16 protein-coding genes are annotated in these 15529 nt (G+C 57.7%); 11 read left to right on the forward strand and 5 right to left on the reverse strand.

The genetic code is table 11. The annotated features are described in order from the left end of the window. The first annotated feature begins 639 nt into the window (after positions 1-639). The 5 genes from VGH19_20760 (at position 640) to VGH19_20780 (ending at position 5742) form a co-directional block, all read left to right on the forward strand. Positions 640-1722, forward strand: a complete 1083-nt coding sequence (locus VGH19_20760; protein ID HEY1173809.1) for an ionic transporter y4hA — start codon at positions 640-642, stop codon at positions 1720-1722. Positions 1723-1929: 207 nt separating this feature from the next. Further along, positions 1930-3162: a M14 family zinc carboxypeptidase gene (locus tag VGH19_20765; protein ID HEY1173810.1), complete on the forward strand. Its 1233-nt coding sequence runs from the start codon at positions 1930-1932 to the stop codon at positions 3160-3162. A gap of 25 nt (positions 3163-3187) precedes the next feature. Further along, positions 3188-3652 (forward strand): hypothetical protein, encoded by a 465-nt coding sequence (locus VGH19_20770; protein ID HEY1173811.1) that lies wholly within the window; start codon positions 3188-3190, stop codon positions 3650-3652. A 19-nt stretch (positions 3653-3671) separates the two neighbouring features. Continuing rightward, complete coding sequence (locus tag VGH19_20775; GenBank protein ID HEY1173812.1) at positions 3672-4367, forward strand: pseudouridine synthase; 696 nt, start codon at positions 3672-3674, stop codon at positions 4365-4367. Between the two features lie 121 nt (positions 4368-4488). After that, positions 4489-5742: an MFS transporter gene (locus VGH19_20780; protein HEY1173813.1), complete on the forward strand. Its 1254-nt coding sequence runs from the start codon at positions 4489-4491 to the stop codon at positions 5740-5742. 201 nt (positions 5743-5943) lie between these two features. On the opposite strand, the gene VGH19_20785 is transcribed toward VGH19_20780, so the two are convergent. From VGH19_20785 to VGH19_20795, 3 genes are all read right to left on the reverse strand, one after another. Further along, the gene (locus tag VGH19_20785; GenBank protein ID HEY1173814.1) at positions 5944-6144 is read right to left on the reverse strand and encodes a hypothetical protein; all 201 of its coding nucleotides are present in this window, start codon (positions 6142-6144) and stop codon (positions 5944-5946) included. 165 nt (positions 6145-6309) lie between these two features. Continuing rightward, positions 6310-6699, reverse strand: coding sequence for an Hsp20/alpha crystallin family protein (locus VGH19_20790; protein ID HEY1173815.1), 390 nt, complete (start codon positions 6697-6699; stop codon positions 6310-6312). Between the two features lie 80 nt (positions 6700-6779). Continuing rightward, positions 6780-7247, reverse strand: a complete 468-nt coding sequence (locus VGH19_20795) for an Hsp20/alpha crystallin family protein (GenBank protein ID HEY1173816.1) — start codon at positions 7245-7247, stop codon at positions 6780-6782. Between the two features lie 257 nt (positions 7248-7504). Between VGH19_20795 and VGH19_20800 the strand changes: the two genes are divergently transcribed. Continuing rightward, on the forward strand, positions 7505-8071 hold the full coding sequence (locus VGH19_20800) for a DUF922 domain-containing protein (GenBank protein ID HEY1173817.1): 567 nt from the start codon (positions 7505-7507) through the stop codon (positions 8069-8071). A gap of 180 nt (positions 8072-8251) precedes the next feature. Further along, complete coding sequence (locus tag VGH19_20805) at positions 8252-9685, forward strand: hypothetical protein (protein HEY1173818.1); 1434 nt, start codon at positions 8252-8254, stop codon at positions 9683-9685. Positions 9686-9761: 76 nt separating this feature from the next. Here the strand turns inward: VGH19_20805 and VGH19_20810 are convergent, their stop codons facing one another. Both VGH19_20810 and VGH19_20815 read right to left on the reverse strand, forming a co-directional pair. Then, on the reverse strand, positions 9762-10418 hold the full coding sequence (locus VGH19_20810; protein HEY1173819.1) for a sulfite oxidase-like oxidoreductase: 657 nt from the start codon (positions 10416-10418) through the stop codon (positions 9762-9764). 92 nt (positions 10419-10510) lie between these two features. Further along, a complete protein-coding gene (locus tag VGH19_20815; protein ID HEY1173820.1) occupies positions 10511-11530 on the reverse strand; it encodes an aldo/keto reductase in 1020 nt (339 codons plus the stop codon). Positions 11531-11719: 189 nt separating this feature from the next. Between VGH19_20815 and VGH19_20820 the strand changes: the two genes are divergently transcribed. The 4 genes from VGH19_20820 to VGH19_20835 are packed head-to-tail and all read left to right on the forward strand — an operon-like array spanning position 11720 to position 15503. Next, on the forward strand, positions 11720-12409 hold the full coding sequence (locus tag VGH19_20820) for a UDP-N-acetylglucosamine diphosphorylase (GenBank protein ID HEY1173821.1): 690 nt from the start codon (positions 11720-11722) through the stop codon (positions 12407-12409). A gap of 44 nt (positions 12410-12453) precedes the next feature. Further along, complete coding sequence (locus VGH19_20825) at positions 12454-12891, forward strand: antitoxin Xre/MbcA/ParS toxin-binding domain-containing protein (protein HEY1173822.1); 438 nt, start codon at positions 12454-12456, stop codon at positions 12889-12891. Beyond that, entirely contained in the window at positions 12888-13373 is a 486-nt protein-coding gene (locus tag VGH19_20830) for an RES family NAD+ phosphorylase (protein HEY1173823.1), read from the forward strand. Before VGH19_20825 ends, VGH19_20830 begins: the two co-directional genes overlap by 4 nt. A gap of 3 nt (positions 13374-13376) precedes the next feature. Further along, complete coding sequence (locus tag VGH19_20835) at positions 13377-15503, forward strand: helicase C-terminal domain-containing protein (GenBank protein ID HEY1173824.1); 2127 nt, start codon at positions 13377-13379, stop codon at positions 15501-15503. The last annotated feature ends 26 nt before the right edge of the window (positions 15504-15529 follow it).

Raw genomic sequence — 15529 nt, forward strand, 5'->3', positions numbered from 1 at the left:
GATTGCAAATCTGCCGCAGGACTTCCAGTTTCGAACGGTGCTGGTTTGAGTGCTTTTTTGTTTTCACCTGCTCCGTGTGGCGCAGTCAAAATCCTCAGACCAGCATTTTCTGCTTCTACTCCTGTGGTTTGCTACTGATCCTCAAATTTGAAATCCTCCTACCTGTTTGACGTTTCCTGCCCCCCTCTTTAATTTTTTCCCGCATGCCTTTCCCCGTTCAACCACCCACCAGTGCCACACTTTTTGGGAACATTCGACCTTCGTCACGAACCCCGCGCCAATAGGTCGGGGTCGGATTTCGTCATTGATCATTTTTCTCCCCAATATCCCCAACTGCACCTTGCACAAACATTCCCAGTGAATAAACTGTCCTTTGTCTCGTCAGGTTATGGCGGATGTCACAACCGCTTCCAGATGGCGCTTCTTAGAAGTCTCCGCCTAGACGACCTGACCGGCATCTGACCGTCGTCCTGTTTGCCTGTAGGCATGCAGAAACAGCACGGTTCAAGGTAAACAATTTTTACCAGTGATTTCAGCAACCGCCCGGACATTCCCGGTAGTGGTCACTGGTCCGGGAATGCGACCGCCCAGGCAGCCACCGCTACCCGCGCTAACAACACAACGCCTTTGCTATCCGACATGACGAAGAAAAACACGCCTGTATGGACCTGGTTGATCCCAGTGCTCGCCCTCATCACGCTCATTTTGACGCTGATCACCGGCGTTAGCACCGTCACAGCCCTCATTTGTAGCGCTGCGCTCGCCGGTGCCGTGTTCGTCGCCGTCCACCATGCGGAAGTCGTCGCCCATCGCGTCGGCGAACCGTTCGGCACCCTCGTCCTCGCCCTCGCCGTGACCGCCATCGAATCCTCCCTCATCCTCTCCATGATGATGGCCGGCGGCCAGGAGATGGCCGTGCTCGCGCGCGATGCCCTCTTCGCCGCCGTCATGATCATCTGCACCGGTGTCGTGGGCCTGTGCCTCCTCGCCGGCGGCATAGCTCATCGTGAACAAACCTTCCGTGTGGAAGGCGCCAGCGCCGGACTCGCCGCTCTCATCGTGCTGGCCTCGCTCACCCTGGTCATCCCCGCCTTCACCACCAGCACCTCCGATGGCACCTATAATAAATCCCAACTCGCCTTCGTCGCCATCAGCTCCGCCACCTTGTGGGCCATCTTCGTCTTTGTGCAGACCATGCGCCATCGCGATTACTTCATCCCCGCTGAGAATTCCTCTGACCCGGAAGCGCACGCCGCCCCGCCCACGAACCGTGAGGCCTGGATCAGCTTCGGCTTTCTCCTGCTTTCGCTTGGCACCGTGGTGGGCCTCGCCAAGATGCTCTCTCCCTCCATTGAAAAAGTCGTAGCCGCTGCCAACGCCCCACGCGCCGTCGTCGGCATCATCATCGCCGGCCTCGTGTTGCTCCCGGAGACGTGGGCCGCCGTCCGCGCCGCCCGTGCGAACCGTCTGCAAACGAGCATGAACCTCGCCATCGGCTCCGCGCTCGCCACCATCGGCCTCACCGTGCCCCTTGTCGTCGTGGCCTCCCTCATGTTCGATCTGCCCTTGGTGCTGGCCCTCACCCCGAAGGATATCGCCCTGCTGACCGTAACGTTTGTAGTGAGCTCCATCACCCTCGGCACCGGCCGCACCTACATGATGCAAGGCGCCGTCCACCTAGTCCTCTTCGCCGCCTACCTCTTCCTCGCCCTAGTCCCATGATAAAGCGGCGAAGCATCAAGCCCCGTGCTGCCGGATTCCAGCCGGCAGGATAAGCGCGTACGACGCAGCCAACCCGCCCGTAGTGGGACAGGTGCCACCACCTGTCCCGTCTCCCATTCTGATCTGCGCCTATCTGCGTTCATCTGCGGTTAACTTTTCTTTCCCTGTTTTCATTTCTTGCTGATTATGCTGAACTCAATCACCGCCATGAAACACACTCTCACCCTCGCTCTCCTCACGCTGTGTTTCCAACTCACCGCCGCCGCCGAAGTCAAAGTCCGCACCGATTTCGAAGGCGGCTCCGCCCACATCGAGAGCATCGATCAAACCAACAAGGTCATCCGCTTCACCCCCGGTGGCGATCCCGCCCGTGGCTGGGCCTGCTGGTGGTATCTCCGCGTGGACGGCATCGCCAAAGGCGACACGTGGACCTTCGACCTCGCCGCCAGCCCCAAGCCCACGCGCAACGACGGCAAGCTCCAGCCCAATCCCCTCGCCGCCTCGTGGGCCATGGCCGACCGCGCCACCTTTTCCACCGATGAAAAAACGTGGACCCACACCGCCCCCGGCAAACGCGTGGACAAACGCATCCACTACACCGTCACTGGCACCGGCGGCCCGCTCTGGCTCGCCTGGGGCCCGCCCTTCACCCCGCGCGATACCGATAAACTCCTCACCGAAGCGAAAGCCAAACTGCCCACCGCCGAGATCTTCACCCTCGCCACCACCCGCGAGAAACGCCCCGTGAAAGCCTTGCGCATCAATGAGTCAAAGAATCCCCAAGCCCCCGTCATCTGGGCTCACGCCCGCCAACACGCGTGGGAAGCCGGCGCCAGTTGGGTCGCCCGCGGCCTCACCGAATGGCTCGTGAGCGATGACGCAGACGCCCGCTGGCTCCGCGCGAATGCCGAGATCATCCTCATCCCCATCATGGACGTGGACAACGTCGCCACCGGCAACGGCGGCAAAGAAGCCGACCCCCGCGATCACAATCGCGACTGGACCGAGCAACCTGTTTACCCGGAAGTCGCCGCCGCCCAAAAACGCCTGCTCGCCTACGTGAAAGAAAATCGCCTCAGCCTCTTCCTCGATCTGCACAATCCCGCCCCCGGCGATCGCCAGCCCTTCTTCTTCGTCGGCCCGGAAGAAGACCTCACGCCCCAAGCCAAAGAGAACCGCGCCAAATTCCTCGCCGCCGCTATGACGCACATAAACGGCCCTCTCCCCGTGGAAAAGAAAACCCGCACCACCGGCGCCAGCTACCATCCCCTCGTCAAACAGATCAGCGGCATGTGGGTCACCGCGAACGGCAATCCCCACACCGTCGCCGCCTGCCTCGAAACCTCCTGGAACACCCCGCACAGCACCACTGAAGGCTACTTGACCGTCGGCAAACAATTAGGCGAAGCAGTGACCGCTTACGTGAGGCAGCAGAAGTAAGTCTGATTCTCGCTCATCCATCACCATGCCCAAAAAACGTTCGCCATTCTATCAACCACTACCCGATCATGGCATAGTTGTCGCAGTCAAACTGGAAAATGGACTGTGGTGTTATGTGAGAAAGTATGTGCTTTGCTACGGCTTTCTCCCATTCCTTTCACGAGCACCTTTATCCGCCAAACAACTTCCCACTCTGCAAGCCGCCCTCTGTTTCGACCTCTGGTGCTACGATTCAGAGCCGACACCCATGGTTTACATCGGCAAGTTTCCCTTCGCCAACCAGGCGGAATCCATTGGTGAACCTTGCTATACCGCTCCGGACATCATCGATAACTGCTACAGGATCCATGAAGTAGCCAATGGCATCTCGCGCCTGAGAAAGACCAAGGATGTCAACGAAGTATCCGGCATGCGACTTCAACGCCGCTACGAGCCTTCAGAATTCGGTAAATTTCTAAATGGAAAGACCAGTGCTTGGCCCATCTTATAAAAACCCTTACCCTCACTCCGTGCAACCGCGTCGTCTCGACCAGATCTTTTCCCGCTACGGCTACGGCAGCCGGAGCGAGGCCCGTCATTGGCTCAACTCCGGTCGCATCACCGTCAAAGGCGTCATCGCTAAAGAGCCCGATGATAAAGCCGACCCGCTCGATGTGCTCATCGATGGCAAACCCATTGAAGCGCCCGATGGCCTGCTCGTCCTATTCCACAAACCCGCCGGTTACGTCTGCTCCCACGACACCCGCGAAGGCGCGAACATCTACGATCTCCTGCCGCCGCAATGGCTCCAGCGCAACCCACCCGTGACCTCCATCGGCCGCCTCGATAAAGACACCACCGGCGTGCTTCTGCTCACCGACATCGGCGAGATCGTCCAACGCTGGACCTCACCCAAACACAAAGTCTCCAAAATCTACGACGTCACCGTGGAAGGCGTCCTGAAGCCCGAACTCATCCCCCTCTTCGCCGCTGGCACTTTGCAGCTCGAAGACGAAGATAAACCCTGCCTCCCTGCAAAACTCGAGATCCTCTCCGCGAATACCGCCCGCCTCGAACTCATCGAAGGCAAATACCATCAGGTCAAACGCATGTTCGCCAGCCAAGGCAACCCCGTCACCAAACTCCACCGCAGCCGCTTCGGCGATCACACCGTAGATGATCTGCCCGCAGGCCAATGGCGCGCCATCCCCCTCCCCAAACTGTAGCCGCGGACATTAGTCCGCGCTTGCCGCCCTTTTAGTCAGCGCCGACTAACCTCGGCAGCTACGGCTCACTTTCCCCATTGCACAATTTCCCCCTCACCCCACAATCCGCCGCGTTGTGTCAATGACGACGGATGCCCATCCTGCCGCCCCTTCCGCGGAGATCACCCGCCTGACGTTCCGTAGCGAACGTTGGCGGGCATTCAGTTCTGGCATCCTCGAAACCGCCGCCACCACGTTCCTCCTGCTCATCGCCGTGAAGGAACTTCACGCGGGCGCGACGGCGAAAGCCCTCATCGCCGCCGGTGGTAGTGTGGGTTTGTTGCTGGGCCCTCTGACGGTTTCCTTCGTGCAAGCACGCGGGATGAAGCCCTCCGATGCCGCCGCGCGCATGGCCATGATGGGTGCCGCCGCCTTCGTCGTGATGGCGCTATTGCCGTTTCTGCCCGTCTATGTCATCGGCAGCATCGTGGCACTCACTGCATCCACAGCGGTGATCCCGCTCATCACCCAGGTCTATCAGGAGAATTATCCGGATAAGGAACGCGGACGAATGCTCTCGAAGTCGTTTGTTATCCGCATCGCCACCGCCGCCATTTTCAACGAACTCGCCGGACGCGCCCTCACCGGTCATCTCGAAAAATATCAATGGCTCCTGCTCGTCTTCGCCGCCGCCTATGTAGTGGCCGCCTATTGGCTCGCGAAAATCCCTTCCACCCCCCTGCACGTCAGCGGCGGCACGCATCCCTTCAAATCCCTGCGCTATGTGAAGGAAGACGCGCTCTTCCGCCAAACCTTGGTCGCCTGGATGCTCATGGGCTTCGCGAACCTGATGATGATACCCCTGCGCGTGGAATACCTGGCCAATCCGCAATACGGCTATGCCCTCACTGCGGGAGAGATCGCGTTTCTCGTCGGCGTGGTCCCAAATCTTGCGCGCCTCGTCCTCAGTCCCTTCTGGGGCTGGGCCTTTGATCACATGAATTTCTTCATGCTGCGCGTGGTGTTAAACATCGGCTTCGCGCTCGGCATCCTCTCCTTCTTCACCGGCGAGACCATGACCGGCATGCTCATCGGCGCGATCATCTTCGGTGCGTCGAATGCCGGTGGTGACGTCGCATGGAGCTTGTGGGTCACCAAATTCACCGCGCCCGAACGCGTGGCGGATTACATGTCCGTGCACACCTTCTGCACCGGATTGCGTGGACTTTTCGCTCCGCTCGCCGCCTTCCACCTCGCCGCACATTTCACACTCATCCAGCTCGGCTGGTTCGCCGCCACCTTGATCGGCCTCTCCTGCGCCGTCCTGATCCCCGAAATCCCCTGGGGCAAGAAAGCCAAGCAATCCGCCCCCCTCACTGAAGAAGTGCAGGATTAGCTGGAGCGCCGGCCTCCGGCCCGGCTCGAACGACGAATCCTTGCGCCCCGTGCTGCCGGATTCCAGCCGGCAGGACAATCGCGCCCGACGAATCTCAAGCCCCGCCACGTAGGCACACTCCGTCCGTAAATGAGAACAATTGAGAGAACCCAAAACTCCTAAAACTTACACGCCGATTCAGCGATCGGCGCTCCACTCACCTCACGCCGCCCACAACCGCAGATCCGAAGGCATCGGCACCACGCGCTCGCGCGCATGAGCATACCGCAACGCCATCTGATGGCTCCGCTCAATGGAACTCTCCAGCGCTGCACGAAAGCCTTCGTGCGCGAGCAATTCGCCCCAAACCTCCGGCCCCACCACCCCGGCCAGCCATTGTTTTTGCGTTTCTGTAGGTTTCATACCGTCTGCTTTTTGTTGCTGTAAGATTCGACGGCGCGGCTTTCCTCTTTATTGAATTTCTTTCAAAATATTTTCACCCCTTTTAAGCACAAAAAAGACCGGCAGAGCATCTTCCGCTCCGCCGGTCTGCACTTCACTCACTGACAATCACTTACATCAATCGGTTCAGCTCACCTGGATGCGACGCGGCTTCACTTTCTCTGCCTTCGGCAGCTCCAAAGTCAGCAGCCCCTGATCGATTTTCGCCACGATGCGATTCGTATCCACCACTGGGTCCAATTCAAAGACCCGTCGGTAATCGCGACCCGTGCTTTCACGATAAAGCGGCTCACCTACCCCAGATACCGCCTTGCGATGGCCGATGATGGTCAGCTCGTTATCTTCCAGGAGGATTTCGAGCCCATCCTTAGCCACCCCCGGCATCTCCGCATGCAGCACATACCCATCCTTCTCTTCATGGATATTCACGCGCGGCGTCAGATAGCTCTTTTGCTCCTGCTTTGCCTGCGCAGGTGCCGCCTGGGTGCCATTGGTTTCGGTAACAGTATTCGTCATAACTCTAAGTTCTCTTTGGTGTCCGAGGCGATTTACCTCGGACGGATTGTTCACGTTTTTCGTTTTGGTTCGTTCGTTTGTTATTCTCCCGTCACCGTGATCTGGCGCGGCTTGGCTTCTTCGGCTTTTGGCAGCGTCACCGTCAGCACACCATCTTCATAGGTGGCCTTGATGTTGTCCGCCTTCACCTGTTTCGGCAGCGTCACTGTGCGATGGAAGCGGCCATAGAAGCGCTCCAAACGATGCGTCGCGCCGTGGTCATCCTTCTGCTCGAACTTGCGCTCACCCGCCACATGCAGCGCACCATCCTCCAGCCACACGTCGATTTCTTCCTTCTTCAAGCCCGGCAATTCCACGCGGGCCACGAGGCTTTCCTTATCCTCATACAGATCGAGGTTCGGCGACCAGCCATTGAAGAAATCCGCCCGGCGCTCCAGCAAGCCAAACGGCTCCTCGAACAACCGGCTGATCTCATCACGCAGATGCGACAACTGCGGGGTCGAACTCCAGTTCCACAAACTCGGATTTTGAATTCTCATCAGTTTCATATCGTTGTTCCTTTCTTTAAAATTCGTTTTTAACCGCAAGCATTAATATAGCGTATGGAATGCCAACTCGCCTGAATTTTCTCAACTCGCACATTCACAGTTATTTACGAAATATTACCCACTCAAATAAACCCCTCAAAGTGAGACATTTTGTCCCAAATTATGTGACTTTGAGAACTTTTCAAAGTGTGACAAAATGTCCCATTTCAGAAATCATTAGGCAAACCACATCAGCGAGAACTATAATGAGTTAGCGCGTGAGATTGAGGGTCATACTTCTATGGATTTGCGGCTTGTGGCTGAGCAGTCAGGCCGGAGCCGCTCCCGTCGTGAATCTCAAGACCAATTACTACTACATCCAAGGCCAGTCCCCTCGTGAATTGCGTCATTCCATGAATGCGCAACGGCCTAAGAACCAAACCCACGACGCCTTCACCGTCTGGAATGTCACGTGGAGCTACACCTGGCGCAACGCTGAGGGCGGAGGCGTGCTGATCCACCAACCCAAGATCACCGTCACGATCAACACCACGCTGCCACGTTGGAGTCCGCCAAAAGACACGGACAAATTCCTCGTGGACCGCTGGACAGCATACATAAAAGCCCTCGCGCTTCACGAAAACGGTCATGCCGCTTATGCTATTCAAGCGGGACGCGATCTGGAGCAACGCCTCGCCACCCTCGGCAAACAACCCTCCGCCGAACTGCTCAAACAGACTGTCGACATGATCGGCCACCAGCTCATCGCCGAAGCTCGCGAAAAAGAAAAACGCTTCGACGAACAAACCCATCATGGCATGAAACAAGGCGCACGATTCCCCTGATGGAGCGCCGGCCTCCGGCCCGGCTCGAATAATCCGAGTCCCACAAAATTCCCGAAATCTTCCCGACGATTGAAAGATCGGCGCCACACCATACCCACACTTCCCTTCCTTCATTCGCTTGACCCCATTCGGTTGAAAAATTTCTCTCCTGCATCATACTCTTCCCACACCAATTGCCGTATGAAGCGAAGCCACCTAAACCTTCTCATCGCGTTCCTGACGCTTTCCACCTTCGCCATTACTGGCCTTGCCGCGACAAACAAACCCGTCTGGGAACTCGCCCAACCGCTCAAGCCCGTTCCCGGCGCACCGAAGTATAGCGATGTCACCGCCCGCAGCCTCACGCTTCGCCCCGCGAACGCCAAAGACACAAACGACACCTTCCGCATGGCTCAGGAGTTTCATCTTACGCGACTCGACTGGTGCTACGGTGTGGACCGCACCTATGCTCAACGCGCCAAGGAACTGAAACTCAGCATCGGCAGCGCGTTGAGCGCGAATCTGCCGGATGCAAAAGGCAAACGTGACACCGGCCGCGTGACGGATAAGGAAGGCAAACTGCGCACGTATAAATGGATGGCGGATGGCATCTGGGCCGGTTGCCCCACCGCGCCTGAATTTCGTGCCGCCTGGCTATATCACGCCACGAACGCCGTCAACGCCGGTGCAGATTTCATCCAACAAGACGACCCGCACATGAGCACACGCACGACCTCGCTCTGCTATTGCTCACACTGCACCGCTGCCTTCACCAAGTATCAAGCCCAGCACGGCACGAATGCGACCTATGAGAAATTTCAGGAAGACGCCGTGCTCACCTTTCACAAAGAGATGCATCAGCAGCTCGATAAATTCGCCGGTCGCCACGTTCCTTTCTCGCATAACAGCATCATCGGCTTCACCAGCAAGCTGGACTGGACCGCCCCTGCGTTTGATTTCGTGAATGCCGAGATTGAAGGCAAACACGTGCATCCCATGGAACTCGCCAAGATCGCCGCTGTGCGTCGCAGTTCCGGCGTGCCCATGGTATTTCAGTATCGCGAAACCTCCGTCACCGCCAATCGTCGCGCCCTCGCCGCCATCTACGCGAATGGCATGACCATGATGCTGCCGTGGGATGTTTACATGCCGGATAACGCGCCGCGGTATTTCATCGCCAAAGAAGACATCGCCGATCTCTCCGCCTTCATCCGCGCGAACGCCAATTACCTCGATGGCTACGAACACGCCCTCGCCACTGGCCCCGGCCTCACCGCCTATAGTAATCTGTTGAAGCTCGAAGGCGGCACCGTAAACACCTTCGCCTACCTCCGCGCGCAACCTGACAAAGCCGATGCGCCAGTGGTGATCCACCTTGTTGAATGGGCAGACAAAGGCAAACCCTGCAAACTCCTCCTGCACAAAAGCGCTCTTGGTGGTGATCGCAAATTCACCGCCCGCATCCGTCTCCCGCTTCCCTACGATGCCGGCGCGCACACGAAAGCCCAAACCACCGGCATCTTCACCACCCTGATCCAAGAAACCAACCTCCCCATTACCACAAACGGCGACTGGCTCACCATCGAAGTTCCCGCCGTGAACCCTTGGGGAATCTTAGTCCTGAAGCCCGAATGAAGTTGAAATACAATCAAGTGTGGTAGGGACCGGTGTTCTCACCGGTCCGCCGCCGAAACCAATGGCGTGCGAACACTTACGGAAAAGTGACGTCCTCATTCCGAGAAAACCTATCCTCACGCCACGGATCCGCCGTATTCGAATACCCGCGCACTTCCCAAAAACCCAAGATATCCCGATCCAAAAACGTGATCTCACGTATCCATTTCGCGCCCTTCCACGCATAACGCTTCGGCACGATCACCCGCGCCGGTCCGCCATGCTCCACTGCCAGCGGCTTGCCGTTCCAATGATGCGCGATGAGCACATCGTCATCCATGCACGCTTCGAGCGGATTGTTCGTGGAATACCCATCGTAACTCTTGAAGAAAACATGCGTCGCCTCTTTCGTCGGCTTCACCAGATCCATGAGTGTGAAGAACGCGACGCCTTCCCACTGCATGTCATACTGGCTCCAAGTCGTGACGCAATGCATGTCACTCACATCTTTGAACTGCGGCAGCGCGAGAAAATCCGTCCATTTGAGCCTCACCGGATTCTCTACCTTGCCATGGATGTAGAGTTCCCATTCCTCCAACGGCACCTTGGGCTTCACGCCCAGATCGAGCGTCGGGAAATTATGCACCTCCCGTTGTCCGGGCGGCAGACGATTGCTCGACCGCACCGACGGCTTCTCCTGACCCGCCATCTTTCGCGCCCACCGTTCCTTCCGTGCGATGTAGTCGTCTTTCATGGCTTAATAGGAGCGCGGGCTTTAGCCCGCTTCAATGTAAACAAGCAAAGCGCCACCTGGAATTCAAAACGCGTATCCCTCACGCAAACAGCTCACCTCATCAGGTCTTCCACCCGCAACAACTCTTCCCGCGTCAGCACATTCTTTTCCGACGCCAGTGCAAACTCCACCAAATCCTCGCGCGAGGCAATATTCGGCAGGCAACTCGCCACCGTCGGCTCCGCCAGATGCCAGAGCAACGCCGCTTGCGCTAACGTGCGCCCGGTATCCTTCCCCGTCAAAAACTGAAACCGCTCCGCTTGCGCCAAGCCATCACGCAACCACTCCACCCCCAGCTTGCTCCGCGCATCATCCGGCTTGAACCCTGTATCTGCCGTGAATTTTCCTTCCAGTAAACCTGACGCATGCGGCCCACGCACAATCAATGACACCGGCTGCTTCGCTTTCTCCGCCATCAGCCCATGACTGAACCGAACGGATTTGCCCACTTCCTCACGAAACGTCTCCGCCGTGATCGCCAACCCAGGCTTCGGTTCCAACAGATGATGCAGATGCTCGATGACTGTGGGCTTGCCACCATGCACCGCCGCCTTCGCCTCCTCCAGCCAACCCGCACCTGGCCCGAGAGCGATGCCGTGATGCCGGATCTTCCCCGCTTGCTTCAGTGCGTCCAACGCACCTTGCAATTCCTGATGCTGGATCGCCTCCACCGTCACATCATGCAACTGCAACAGATCGATGCGATCGCACTTCAATCGTTGCAATGCCTTATCGACAGCAAAACGGATATACTCCGGCGTGAATTGCACCGAGGGCTTGCCACTCGAATGCAATCGCGCATGCGCGTGATAAAAATCATACCCCACCTTCACCGCGATGGTGATCTCCTCGCGCTGGGAACGAAACGCCTTCGCTAACAATTCCTCGCCCGCTCCCTCCGCATCAACATCCGCGGTGACGAAGAAATTCACGCCCAAGTCCAGCGCATCATGCAGCAGCGCCGTGGCGTCCGTCGTATTGAAATGCCCCCAGCGACCCGTGACCAAAGTCCACAGGCCAAACCCGATCACCGAAACATTGATATCCGTCCCCGCCAGCGTCCGATACTTCATGCAACTGGAAGATGATAAGGCAACAGCTGCGAAACGCAATGCAGCGGAGCGCGACTCTCCGAGTCGCAGCAACTCCCATAAGCAAAGTAAGTTTTAAATTTCCCTTCATTCGCTTGCCCCCATTCGGTTGACATCTTTCCTTCTACGCTCCGCGCTTGCCGTCCGCTCATCTTCACTTACCTTGGCCACATGATCAAACCGTCCGATTTGTTTGACTTGAGCCAGACCGAGCACGCCGCCTTGTTTGAAGGCTGCGAGACCGCTTGGGATGCTCTCAAGAAATTGAAAGCCTACGTCGAGAAGACCGTGAAGCCCGGCCTCAAGAACCGCTGCGATGGCCACGCTTTCATCGGCGATCTCGTCTTCATCGGCGAAGGCACCGTGGTGGAAGACGGCGTGATGATCAAAGGCCCCGCCATCATCGGCAAGAACTGCGAGATCCGCCACAACGCCTACATCCGCGAGCACGTGCTCATCGGCGATGGCTGCGTCATCGGCAATTCGTGCGAAGTAAAGCACTCGCTCATCTTCAACAACTGCCAGGTGCCGCATTTCAATTACGTCGGCGATTCCATTCTCGGCTACAAAGCGCACATGGGCGCGGGCAGCATCCTCTCCAACGTAAAATCCCTCCCTGGCAACGTGACCGTGGAGATCGAAGGCAAGAAGGTGGACACCGGCCTGCGCAAATTCGGCGCGCTCCTCGGTGACCATGCTGAGATCGGCTGCAACTCCGTGCTGAACCCCGGCAGCATCATCGGCCGCAGTTCCATCATCTATCCGACTACGAGCTGGCGCGGTGTATTGCCCGCCAACTCCATCGCCAAGACCAAGGCGACGCAGGAAGTTGTCATAAAGAAGGCGAAGGACGGCAAATAATACCCGCTTGCGCGTTTGCCGTTTGGCTGGTTTATTGATGCCATATGGCAGTCAAAGAATTACCCTTGGTCGAACGCCTGCTCGCACCCGGCAAGAAACACGCGGAGAGCCGTCACGCTGTCTCCACGGCTGTGCTGATCCAAGGGGTGAAAGAAGGCTTTGCGGCCAAATCCTTCGATCTGCTCTGCGAGGCGTACGATGTCCCCCGCGAACGCATCTGCCAGGTCATCGGCATTCCTGTTCGCACCTTGGCCAGACGCACCGTGTTCAAGCCGGATGAATCCGAGCGCATCCTGCGCTTGGGTCGCCTCTTCCAACGCGCCACCGTTGTCTTGGGCTCTGCCGAGGAGGCACGCACCTGGTTTCAAGCACCTCAACACGCCTTTGGCGGCATTGCTCCGCTGGATTACGCCGATACGGAGCTGGGCGCACGCGAGGTGGAGAATCTGCTCGGCCAGTTGGAGCACGGAGTATTCGCGTGACCTGCCAGGCCTATCGCATTGTCCAGTCCCACCTGGTCCGCACCGCTTTTAGCGGTGAAGGCGCACGACTGTATGGAGGCCGTTGGAACAGCCCAGGCATCCGTGTGGTTTACACTGCTGAATCACGCGCTTTGGCTGCCTTGGAGATGCTTGTGCATCTTTCCTCTGAACAGGTGTTGCATCAGCAATACAGCCTGATCCCCATCCGCTTTCCTTCCAATCTGGCGAAACGCTTGGAGGAATTGCAGAAGTTGCCCGCGAACTGGAACGCTGTTCCTGCTCCGTTGGAACCCAAGCTAGCGGGTGATCGTTGGGTAACTGATCACACCACTAGCGTATTATCCGTCCCCAGCACGCTCATCCCTTCCGAGAGGAATTATCTTTTGAACCCCGATCATCCAGATTTCTCCAAGATTGAAATCGGTCGTCCCGAACGATTTGTCTTTGATGAACGTCTCGCCAAACGCCTAAAATCGGACTGACGGATGATCAGCATCATCGAACAGCAGCCCGCCGATACCGGCAGCGACCTTGTCGCGCAGGTAGAGGCCATATTTTCGCCTAATGGCATCCTGTCGCGGGCGAGTAATTTTGAGTATCGCCCGCAGCAACAGCAGATGGCGATGGCAGTGGCGCGTGCCTTGGAGAATGGCGATCACCTCGCGGTTGAAGCTGGCACAGGCGTCGGTAAGAGCTTGGCGTATCTGGTGCCGTCCATTCTGTTCGCGGTGGCGCGGAGCAAGAAGGCGGTCATCTCCACTTACACAATCAATCTGCAGGAACAGCTCATCGAGAAAGACCTGCCGATGCTGGAGAAGGTGCTGCCGGTGAAGTTCAGCTACACGATGCTGAAGGGCCGTCAGAATTACCTCTGCACCCGTCGTCTGCGCAAAGCGATGCAAACGGCTGACAGCCTCTTCACCTCGCCCGAGGTGCAGGAACTGCAACGCATCTACGAATGGTCCAAGACCACGAAGAACGGCAGCCTTTCCGACTTCGAAGAAGAGCCTGACCCGAAGGTTTGGGAGCACGTCTGCTCAGAGCGCGGCCTTTGCTCCCCGAAACTCTGCGGTCACAGTTCCGAGTTCGGCACGGAGAATGGCGCGTGCTTCTTCCAGCGCGCGCGTCAGAAGATTCTCTCGGCGGATGTCGTGGTGTTGAATCACACCCTCTTCTTCATGCACCTCGGCGGTATCAATGAGGAGATGGAAGGTGGCGTGGTGTTCAAGAACGACTTCGTGGTGTTCGATGAAGCGCACCAGATGGAAGGCGTCGCGTCACGTCACGTTGGCGTGAGCGTGTCCAGCGGACAGATCCGCTACGCACTGCAAAAGCTTTGGAATCCACGCACGGAAAAAGGCCTGCTCTCAGTTCTACGCAAGGGCAATGCGGTGAAGATGGTCTCAGATGTACTGTCGGAGAGTGACAAGTTTTTCAACGCACTGGAGGCGAGTTGCGAGGAGATCGCGGAGAAAGCCACTCCGGAAGACCGCACCAGTGCTGCCAACAAACGCACGTGGTCTGAGCTGCGCATCCGCCGCCCTGATCTGGTGGAGGACACGATGAGCCTGCCTATCCAGCGTGTGCGCGAGGCCTTGAGCGAACTCATCAAACTGAGCGATGACAAGGACACCGGGCAAGAGTTGATGGAATGCAGCCGCCGTCTTATGGAGGTCAAAGGTGCCATCGCCACCTTCATCGGGCAGATGGAGGAACACTACGTTTATTGGGTGGAGCGCGGCGGCAAGACGCAGCGCAATCTCTCCCTGCACGCTGCGCCGATCAATGTCGCCGCCTTCCTGCGTCATCGTCTGTTCGCCTCGGACACGTCCATCATCATGACGAGCGCGACGCTCTCCATCAGCGAGGATGTTTCCAAACTCAGCAACCCGAAGCCCGGCCAAGACACACCCGTTGCGAAAGCCAAGCAGTCTCGTAGCGGCCTGAACTACTTCGCCGGTCGCGTGGGCGCTGAATCCGCACATCTCCTTCAAGTCGGTTCGCCGTTCGATTACGCCGAGCAGATGCGCGTGTATGTGGCGGGCAAGATGCCGGACCCGCGCGAGGCCGGTTATCGCGATGCCTTGGTGAAATGGATCAAACACTTCATCAAGGAAACGCACGGCAAAGCCTTCGTGCTCTTCACCAGCTACAAGCTCATGATGGAAGTGAGCGAGCAGATGCAGCCGTTCTTCGACAAGCTGGGCATCGAATGTTTCGTGCAAGGCACCGGCACACCGCGCTCCACCATGTTGGAGAAATTCAAGGAAGACGTAGATTCCGTCCTCTTCGGCACCGACAGCTTTTGGCAAGGCGTGGATGTCCCCGGCGAAGCTCTCTCCAACGTCATCATCACGCGCTTGCCCTTCGCCGTGCCGGATCATCCGCTGATTGAAGCACGCATCGAGGACATCGAAGCCAGCGGCGGCAATGCGTTCGGTGATTTCTCGTTGCCCGAAGCCATCCTGAAATTCCGCCAAGGCGTCGGCCGCCTCATCCGAACGAAGTCAGACAAAGGTATCGTGGTGATCTTAGACAATCGCGTGCTGACCAAGCGTTACGGTCAGGCTTTCTTGGATGCGATTCCGAAATGCCCGGTGGAGGTTGTGTAACTTCCTCGGTCGGTCCTTGAACAATC

Source organism: Verrucomicrobiia bacterium, assembly GCA_036405135.1.
Lineage (GTDB): Bacteria > Verrucomicrobiota > Verrucomicrobiia > Limisphaerales > JAEYXS01 > JAEYXS01.